Origin of the sequence: Streptomyces beigongshangae, from assembly GCF_019710745.1 — a bacterium.
GTDB lineage: Bacteria > Actinomycetota > Actinomycetes > Streptomycetales > Streptomycetaceae > Streptomyces > Streptomyces beigongshangae.
In genome coordinates this window covers 50,321-59,887 of record NZ_JAHKJW010000049.1, presented here as the reverse complement: position 1 = coordinate 59,887, position 9,567 = coordinate 50,321, and the positions used below count along the sequence as shown (strand labels likewise).

Annotated in this window: 3 protein-coding genes; 1 reads left to right on the top strand and 2 read right to left on the bottom strand. The window is 74.5% G+C overall.

Annotated elements, in window-relative coordinates:
• The coding region (locus KM933_RS29910; protein WP_221357968.1) for a beta-ketoacyl synthase N-terminal-like domain-containing protein at nt 1-4,765 on the bottom strand (4,765 nt) is incomplete at its 3' end.
• Between the two features lie 199 nt (nt 4,766-4,964).
• Between KM933_RS29910 and mhpA the strand changes: the two genes are divergently transcribed.
• Nucleotides 4,965-6,572: a bifunctional 3-(3-hydroxy-phenyl)propionate/3-hydroxycinnamic acid hydroxylase MhpA gene (mhpA, locus tag KM933_RS29905; RefSeq protein ID WP_221357966.1), complete on the top strand. Its 1,608-nt coding sequence runs from the start codon at nt 4,965-4,967 to the stop codon at nt 6,570-6,572.
• Here mhpA and KM933_RS29900 read toward each other — a convergent pair.
• Nucleotides 6,538-9,438, bottom strand: a complete 2,901-nt coding sequence (locus tag KM933_RS29900; protein ID WP_221357964.1) for a helix-turn-helix transcriptional regulator — start codon at nt 9,436-9,438, stop codon at nt 6,538-6,540. The genes mhpA and KM933_RS29900 overlap by 35 nt on opposite strands.
• Nucleotides 9,439-9,567: the final 129 nt, after the last annotated feature.

Sequence of the window (9,567 nt, the reverse complement as noted above, 5' to 3'; positions counted from 1 at the left end):
CGCCGCCTTCGGCCACGGCGTCCAGCCCGGCCAGCATCTCCGCCCGGTCTTCGGCGACTATCACCGCACGTTCCGACAGTGCGGCGCGGCCGTTCATCAGGTCCGCGGCGATCGCACCCACATCCAGCTCAGGACGCGTCCGTACGAACTCCGCCAACTGCCGTGCCTGGGCGCGGATGCCCTGGTCGTCGGCTCCGGAGATCAGCAGGGGGAAGGGGCCGTCGGTTTGTGGGGCGGGGGTGTCGGAGGGTTCGGGGACGTGTTCCAGGATGACGTGTGCGTTGGTGCCGCTGACGCCGAAGCCGGACACGGCTGCACGGCGGGGCCGGTCCGTCTGCGGCCACTCCCGTCCCTCGGTCAGCAGCTCCACCGCACCCGCCGACCAGTCCACCTGAGGTGACGGCGCGTCCACATGCAAGGTGCGCGGCAGTATTCCGTGTCGCATCGCCATGACCATCTTGATGACACCGGCGACGCCCGCGGCCGCCTGCGCGTGACCGATGTTCGACTTCAACGACCCAAGCCACAGCGGCTGTTCGCGCTCCTGGCCGTAGGTGGCCAGCAGCGCCTGGGCCTCGATGGGGTCGCCCAGGGCCGTGCCCGTGCCGTGTGCCTCCACCGCATCCACGTCACCCGGTGTCAGCCCGGCCTGCGCCAACGCCCGCCGGATCACCCGCTGCTGGGAGGGGCCGTTGGGGGCGGTGAGGCCGTTGGAGGCGCCGTCCTGGTTGACCGCGCTGCCGCGTACCACCGCCAGCACCCGGTGCCCCAGCCGTTCCGCGTCCGACAGGCGCTCCACCAGCAGCACGCCCACACCCTCGGCCCAGCCCGTACCGTCCGCCGCCGCGGCGAAGGACTTGCAGCGGCCGTCCGGAGCCAGGCCCCGCTGCCGGGAGAACTCCACGAACGACTCGGGTCCGGCCATCACGGTCACGCCACCCGCGAGGGCCATCGTGCACTCGCCGGAGCGCAGCGCCTGGGCGGCCAGGTGCAGGGCGACCAGCGACGACGAGCACGCCGTGTCCACCGTCACCGCGGGGCCCTCGAAGCCGAGCACGTAGGACACCCGGCCCGACGCCACGCTGGCCGTCGTCCCGGTCATGAGGTGGCCTTCGAGATCGCCGGTGGCGCCGGCACCGTAGCTCTGGTGCATCATTCCGGTGAAGACGCCGATGTCCTTGCCGCGCAGGGCGGTCGGGTCGATGCCGGCCCGTTCGAACGCCTCCCAGGACGTTTCCAGGAGCAGCCGCTGCTGCGGGTCCATCGCCAGGGCCTCGCGCGGGGAGATGCCGAAGAAGGCCGCGTCGAAGTCGCCCGCGTCGCGCAGGAAACCGCCCTCGCGGACGTAGCTGGTGCCGGGGTGGTCGGGGTCCGGGTCGAAGAGGTGGTCCAGGTCCCAGCCCCGGTCCGTCGGGAAGGGACCTGTGCCTTCGCCGCCGGCCCGTACCAGCTCCCACAGGTCCTCCGGGGAGACGACACCGCCCGGCAGACGGCAGGCCATGCCCACGATGACGACGGGGTCGTCGGCCGTGCGCGGGAGCGGGACGGGGGCGGTCGGGGCGCCCGTGGCGGTGCCGGCCAGGGTGGTGGTGCCGGACAGTTCACGGCGCAGCAGGCCGGCCAGGGCCTGCGGGGTGGGGTGGTCGAAGGCGGAGGTGGCGGGGAGGCGGAGTCCGGTGGCCTCGGTGAGACGGTTGCGCAGTTCGACCACGGTGACCGAGGTCAGGCCCAGGTCGGTGAAGGGGCGCCCGGGCTGGACGGCCTGCCTGCCGGTCAGGCCGAGCAGGTCGGCGAGCTGGTCGCGGACCAGGTCGGTGAGGAGCCGGTCGCGGTCGGCGTCCGGAACGTCGGCGAGGCGCTCGCGCAGGGCGTTCGTGACGGCCTCGTCCGCGGTGGCGGTCCGGGTCGGCACATCGATCAGGTCGTGCAGGAGCGGTGAGCCGGGAGCGGCGGACGGGTCGAGCTTCATCACGACGAGCTGGGCGTCGTCCACGCTGAGGGCGGTGTCCAGGGCGGCCATCGCCTGCTGCTCGGTCAGCGCACCGCTCGTCGCACCGCTCGTCGCACCGCCCGTCGTGCCACCCTCGCCCTCCCAGGGGCCCCAGGCGAGGGACCGGGCCGGGACGCCCTGGACGCGCAGGTTCTGGGCGTAGGCGTCGAGGAAGGCGGCCGAAGCGGCCTCGGTGGTCTCGCCGGCCGCGCCCAGCAGGCCCTTGGTCGAAGAGGACAGCACGAAGGCGGTGAGGGCGGCGTCGCGGGTGAGGTCGTGCAGGGTGCGGACCTCGGCGGCCACGCGGGTCTCGGAGGGCTCGTCCACGGCGTCCCAGGCGTGGACGACCAGGGTCAGGGGAGAGGGCGCCTTGGCCAGCGCCCGCCTGAGTTTCGCGCGGTCGTCGAGGTCGGCCTCCGCGAGCCGGACCTCCGTGCCCTGCCGGGTGAGCCGGGCGCGCAGGCCGGCCGCGCCGGCGCCCTGTCCGGGCGGGGTGATCAGCAGCAGGCTGCGGGCGCCGTGGGCGGTGGCGAGGTGGCGGGCGATCGTCGTGCCGCGTCGGGTGTCGGCTCCGGTGACGACGACGGTGCCCGTGCGGTCGAAGGCTCGATCGGGCTGCGCGACCGTGTCCGTCGCGGCGTCGAGGGTCACGCGTTCCAGTCGGGGCAGCAGGACGACACCGTCGCGGACGGCGCTCTGCGGTTCACCGGACGCCACCGCGGCGGCCAGGGCGGCCATGGCCGCGTCGGCCGCATCGGCCCAGTCGTTCGCGTCGTTCGCGTCGGCCGAGTCGTTCGGGTCGGCCGGGTCGTCCGGGTCGTCAGCGTCATCCAGGTCCACGACGGCGACGCGGCCGGGGTGGGCGGCCTGGAGGGAGCGGATCAGGCCCCACAAGGCCGCCTGGCCGAGGTCCCGCACCGTCTCGCCCGGGTGGGTGGCCACGGCGCCGCGGGTGAGCACGACCAGCCGGGGACCGGCCGGGTCGGCGGACGTGAGCCAGGGTTCGGCCGTACGCAGGAAGTCGTCGACGCTCGTGCCCGCGGGGGTCGGCAGCAGGGCGACGGAGGGCGTGTCGCCGGTCAGGTCGGTGCCGGAGGCCCGGAGGCGGTCGGCGAGGGCGGTGCCGGGGTCACCGAGGAGCGTCCAGTGGCCGTCGGCCGACGCGGGCGCGGACGGCTGGGGAACCCAATGGGTGCGGAAAAGGGTGTCATGGTGGGCGCCGCCGACCGCGCGGAGCCGGGCAGGACCGTCCAGGAGCCGGTGCCGGGTGACCTTACCGGTGGCCGTGCGCGGGATGCGCTCGATCTCGTACAGCTCCTCGGGGACCTTGAAGTACGAGAGCCTCTCGCGGCACAGGGAGAGCGCCCGGGCCGGGTCGAAGCCGCCGGGGGCGGGGACGACGAAGGCGACCGGCACTTCGCCGAAGACGTCGTGCGGCTTGCCGGCCACGGCGGCGTCGGCGACGCCGGGGACCTGACGCAGCACGTCCTCCACCTCGCCGGGGTGGATGTTCTCCCCGGCTCGGATGATGAGCTCCTTGAGCCGTCCGGTGACGGTCAGGTAGCCGTCGCGGTCGCGGACGGCGAGGTCACCGGTGTGGAACCAGCCGTCGCGCAGCGCCTCGGCGGTGGCGTCGGGCTGGTCGTGGTAGCCGGCCATGACGTTCGGGCCGCGCACCCAGACCTCGCCCTCGGTGCCGTCGGGCACGTCGAGGCCGGTGCGGTGGTCGACGACCCGCAGCGCGAGGCCCGGCACGGGAAGGCCGCAGGAGCCTTCGACGCGGGCGCCGGTCGGCCAGTTGATGGCGATGGAACCGGAGGTCTCGGTGGAGCCGTAGGCGTCGATGAGGGGGGCGCCGAAGGTCTCCTCGGCGGAGCGGCGCAGCGCGGCGCCGAAGACGGCGCCGCCGACCAGGCCGACCCGCATCCGGGGCACGGTGAAGCCCGGGGCCCGTGCGGCGCGGACGAGGTAGTGGTAGAGCGTGGGGACACCGGCGACGACGGTGGACCGGTCCTGCTCCCACAGGGCGAGCACGTCGTCGGCGGAGTGGCCGTCGGTGATGCGGGCGGTGGCTCCGACGGCCGTCACGGCCAGCACGCAGACGATGTGGGACAGGCTGTGGAACAGCGGCAGCGGCCACAGCACCCGGTCCTCGGCGGTGAGGCCGAGCGCGGGGACGTAGGCGGCGGCGACCGACCACAGGCAGTTGCGCTGGGTGGCGAGGACGCCTTTGGGGCTGCTGGTGGTGCCGGAGGTGAAGAGCATCCAGGCGACGTCGTCGAGCCCCTGGTCGTCGCGGGCCGGGGTGGCGGGCTCGGTGGTGGCGAAGTGCTCGTAGGCCAGGCACCCGGCGGGGACGGGGCCGTCACCGTCCACCACGACCACGGTCAGCGGGCCGGTGCGGGGGGCCAGCCGGCGCACCGCGGGCACGTGGGCGGCGTCGGTGATGACGACGCGGCTGCCGCTGACGGTGAGCAGGTGCTCCAGCTCCGCGGCGGAGAGGTGCGGGTTGACCGGGACGCCGATGCCGCCGGCGCGGACGACCGCGAAGTAGCTCTCCACCGTCTCGACCCGGTTGCCGAGGAACATCGCCACCCGGTCGCCGGGCAGCAGACCCAGTCCGGCGAGGTGCCCGGCCAGACGACGGGTACGGGCTTCCAGACCGGCGTAGCTGACGGCGCGCCGGGCGTCGAGGTAGGCAGTCCTGTCGCCGAAGCGCCGGCTCTGTTCGGTGAGGAGTTCGTGGATCGGGCGGATCAACTCGGCACGCAGCATGCTGTCTCCACACTCCGTCTGCTGGGGTACGCGTGCCGCTGCGGCGGCTTCGGCCACGTCCAGCTTCACCCGCGCCGGGCGTCGGGGATCCCCTGAATCACCCCCTCACCTCCCCCTATTTGTGATCTGCGGGGCTTTCTCCGCGGTGTGCGGCGGAACGCCGTTGGTAGGTTCGCCGCACTTCCGGAGGGAGGGGCCGATGCGCACGTCGCAGGCGGATGTCCTGATCGTCGGGTACGGGCCCGTGGGTCAGGTGTTGTCGGTACTGCTGGCCGAGCGGGGCCGGCGCGTGACGGTGGTCGAGCGGTGGGAAGCCCCCTACACGCTGCCGCGGGCGACCAGTTTCGACGGTGAGACGGCGAGGACGCTGGCGGGGCTGGGGGTGGGCGACGCGTTCGCGGAGATCGGCCTGCCGGCCGACGCCTACGACTGGCGCAACGCCGACGGCGAGTCGCTGCTCCGCGTCGAACTGGCGCGGCGGGGCGCGCACGGCTGGCCGGAGACGACGACCATGCACCAGCCCGCCCTGGAGGAGGCGCTGTCCGCCCGCGCGCGGCGGCTGCCGGGGATCGAGGTGGTGCGCGGGTGCACGGTGACGGAGCTGTCCGACGACGGGGACCGGGTGGAGGTGACGGCGGCCGACGCGGCGGGGCGGGAGCGGCGGTGGACGGCGTCGTGGGTCGTCGGGTGCGACGGCGCGAACAGTTTCGTGCGGGAGCGGCTGGGGGTGCGGTGGAACGACCTGGGCTTCTCCTACGACTGGCTGCTGTGTGACGTGACGCTGGACGTGCCGAGGGAGTTCTCGCCGCTCAACGTGCAGTTCTGCGATCCCGCACGGCCGACGACGGCGGTGGGCAGCGGACCCGGCCGCAGGCGCTGGGAGTTCATGCGGCTGCCCGGGGAGAGCGTGGCCGAGCTGAACCGGGAGGAGACGGCGTGGCGGCTGCTGGCGCCGTTCGACGTGACGCCGGCCAACGCCACGCTGCGGCGGCACGGCGTCTACCGCTTCCAGGCGGCCTGGGCCGAGGAGTGGCGGCGCGGCCGGGTGCTGCTCGCGGGGGACGCGGCCCACCTGATGCCGCCGTTCACCGGCCAGGGCATGTGCGCGGGCGTCCGGGACGCGCTGAACCTGTCGTGGAAACTGGACCTGGTGCTGAGCGGTGACGCCGGTGAGGAACTGCTGGACACGTACGGCCCCGAGCGTGCCGGACACGTGCGGGAGGCGGTCGGCACGGCGGTGCGCCTGGGCAAGGTGCTCTGTGTGACCGACAGGGCCGCGGCGGCGGCCAGGGACGCCGCGCTGCTGGCGGGCACGGACACCGGCCGGTTCGGCGGCGCCGGCGCGCCGCTGCGGACCGGGCTGCTGTACACCGGGGCCGGCGCGGAACCGGTGCCGCCGGCCGGGGAGGTGGTGCCGCAGGGCCGGGTGCGGCTGGGCGGTGTGACCGGGTACTTCGACGAGGTGGTCGGCGCCGGTCCGGTGCTGCTGGGGTCGGCCGCTCCGGCGGCGGCACTCGACGGACCGCGGCTCGCCTTCCTCACCGGGCTCGGCACCCGGATCGTGCACCTGGTGGAGGACGGGGTACCGGGCGCCGGGGCCGCGCCGGACGCCGCCGCGGACGTCGACGGCGTGTATCTGCCGCTGCTGCGGGCGGCTCGGGCGCGGTACCTGCTGGTGCGCCCGGACCACCACGTCTACGGCCCGGCCCGCACCTCGCGTGAACTGGCGGCGCTGGTCGACGCGTTCCGTTCGGGGCTGGCCGGCGGGCCGGTCACAGCAGGTAGGGCAGTTCCTGGCGCCGTTTGACGTTGACCTTGCGGAAGACGCGGGTGAGGTGCTGCTCGACGGTACTGGCGGTGATGTACAGCTTGGCGGCGATCTCCCGGTTGGTGTACCCCTTGGAGGCCAGTGCCGCGATCCTGCGTTCCTGCCGGGTCAGCGAGGAGACGCCGTCGGGGCGTTCCTGCGCGTCGGCGTCGGCGGCGGGCGCGACCTCGGAGCCGGCCGGGTCGAGGGCGGCCTCGTGGTACAGGTGTTCGGTGCCGGTCTGCTTGGCGAGGTGCCAGGCGCGGTGGGCCACCCGGCGGGCGTTGCGCTGGTCGCCGGCGTCACGGAAGGCGGCGCCGAGGTCGATGAGGGCGCGGGTGAGTCCGTAGTCGTCGCCGCTCTCCTTGAGCATGTCGACGGCCTCGGTGAGCAGTTGCGGGCGGCGGGTGACCCGGCTCACCGCGGCCAGGGTGCGCAGGCTCTGCCCGCGTTCCCGGGAGGGGCCGGGGAGCAGCCGGGCGAGCTGTTCGCGTACCAGGCGTTTGGCCTGTTCCTGGTCGTTCTGCGCGAGCCATGCCTCGGCCGCGCTGAGACGCCAGGGGACCACGTCGGCACCGGGCCTGCCCCAGGTCTCGGCGAAGCGGCCGCAGGCGAGGAAGTCGGCGAGCGCGGCCTGCGGATGGTGGGTGGCGAGCCGGTAGTGGCCACGGGCGTGCAGGTAGGCGGCGCCGTGGCGGCTGTGCAGGGCGTGCTCGGGTAACGGCAGCGCCACGTACTTCTCGGCCGCCGCCAGGTCTCCGGAGCGGGTGGCGGCCAGGACGGCGCAGGCCAGAACGCCGGCGAGGCCGACCCCCCAGCCCTGCGGCGGGACGAGGGACAGGGCGCGGGCGGCCAGGTCACGGGCGTGGACGAGGTCACCGCGCTGCAGGTGGGCCTCGGCGCGCACGGCGAGGAACCGGGCCTGTGAGGCGACGGCGTGGTGGGCGGCGGCCTCGGCCTCCAGTTTCCCGCACCAGGCGACCACCTCGTCCAGCCGGCCCGCGTGGCAGAGGCCGCGCAGGGCCAGCACCCCGGACTCCACGTTCCACAGCGAGTCGTGGTCGAGGTGGTAGGTGCTCAGCAGGAGTTCGGCGCGCCGGACCAGCTGGTCGTGGCGCCCGTCGACGTAGTCGTCGGACAGGGCGACCGCGGAGGGCAGCCACGGGTCGTGGCAGGGGACGGCCGCGGGGGTGGCCGCGGCGACGGAGTGGGCGAGTCTGCGCAGACCGGTGTGGAGGGGGTAGGCCGTCGCCGCCCAGCTCGTCAGGGAGCGGATGTCCTCGGTGCCGGGGCCGGGCCCGCTGTCCTGCCGGTACCGGGTGCGCAGGACGTCGAGCAGGGCGGTCAGATCGTGCAGGGCGCCGGTGTCGGCGAGACCGAGGACGAGTTCGGAGACGCCCCGCCGGTCCAGGTGGCCGGCATGGAAGTCGTCGAGCTGGGGGCGCAGGTGGCGGACGGCCGCCTGCGGTTTCAACTGCCGTTCCAGGCGGCTGAGCCGGGTCCGGACGCGGGCGCCGGTGGTGCCGTCGGTCCGGGTGCGCCGGGCGAGGCCGAGGCAGCCGAGGGCGGTGTCGACGTCGCCGGCCGCCAGTGCCTCCTGGGAGGCGGCGAGGAGTACGTCGATGCCGTCGTCGATGCCCGCGTCCCCGGCGCTCGTGAGCTGCCGGGCGATGGTGAGCGCCGAGGCGCCGTTCTCCCGCAGCAGTTCCGCGGCGGCGTGGTGCAGCGCGGTCCGGTCGGCGGCGGGCAGGTTGTCCAGGACGGCGGCGGCACCGGCCGGATGCCGGAACGCGTACCGCTCCGCGTGCGCCGGTGCCGCGGTCCCGGCCGCCGGCACCACGACACCGGTACCGGGCGGGCCCGCGTGGGCGCCCGGCACGCGTGCGTCGGCGCTCAGCATGCCCGCGTCGGCCAGGGCCCGCAGGGCCCAGCGGGTGGTCTTGGTGTCCTGCCCGGCCAGCCGGGCCACGTCGGCCGGTTCCGGGGCACCGCCGAGCACCGCGAGGGAGCGGACCACGGCCGGTATCGGCGGCCGGGCGTGGGCCACGAGGTCGAGGAGCGCCTGCCCGTACCCTTCCGGGTGGCCGGTGCCGCCCGCCTGCTGATCGACGATCAGAGCACGTACGGCCAGCGGGTTGCCGCCGCTGACGGCGTACAGGTCGGCGGTGAGCCGGGGGGTGGCGGTGCGCGGTCCGAGGAGCCGGGTGGCGAGGCTGTGCACGGCGGTGCGGCTGAGCGGGGCCAGGGGGACGCGGTGGACGTGCGGGCCCGGTGCGGGCCCGCCGAGCAGCGGTGAGCGCGGCCGGCGCATGGTCGGGTCGTCGGTGACCAGCACCAGGATGCGGGTGGAGTGCAGCCAGGCCACGACGCCCGCGAAGAAGTGCAAGGAGGGGGCGTCCGCGTAGTGGGCGTTGTCGACACAGATCACCAGAGGGGTGTTTTCGGCCAAGTGGGCCAGTTCCACGGTGAGTTTCTGGAACGCGTCCGCGATCCGGGGGTTCGCGGCGTCCTGGGCGTCAGGGGCGGTGCCGCCGTGGAGGAGGGCGTGCTCGACCGCCGCGGCGAGCAGGGCGCGGAACGCCTCCCGGCGCGCCGGTGGGATGGCCAGGCCGTGGGAGAGCTGGGTCAGCACCCCGAACGGCAACGCCTCCTCGCGCAGCGACGCGGTGGCCCGCAGGACGCGCGCGGCGCCGGGTTCCAGGGTCTCCAGGAACTCGTGGACCAGTCTGCTCTTGCCGCTGCCGAGCGGTCCCTCGACGACGACCAGCCGTCCCTTGCCGCCGACGGCGTCCGCCAACGACGCGCGCAGCGCGGTCAGTGCGGCGTCACGTTCGACCAGATCACGTCGGCCGGTGACGGCGGCCACGGAATCGCGGCATTCCAAAAAACTTAATGACATGCCAGCTCCCGACATTCCCTAGTGTTGTGCGGCCGGGCGAAGGGAACGCCGCCGCTCGAACTGCTTGACGTACGGGCAGACGACAGCCGTGACGTT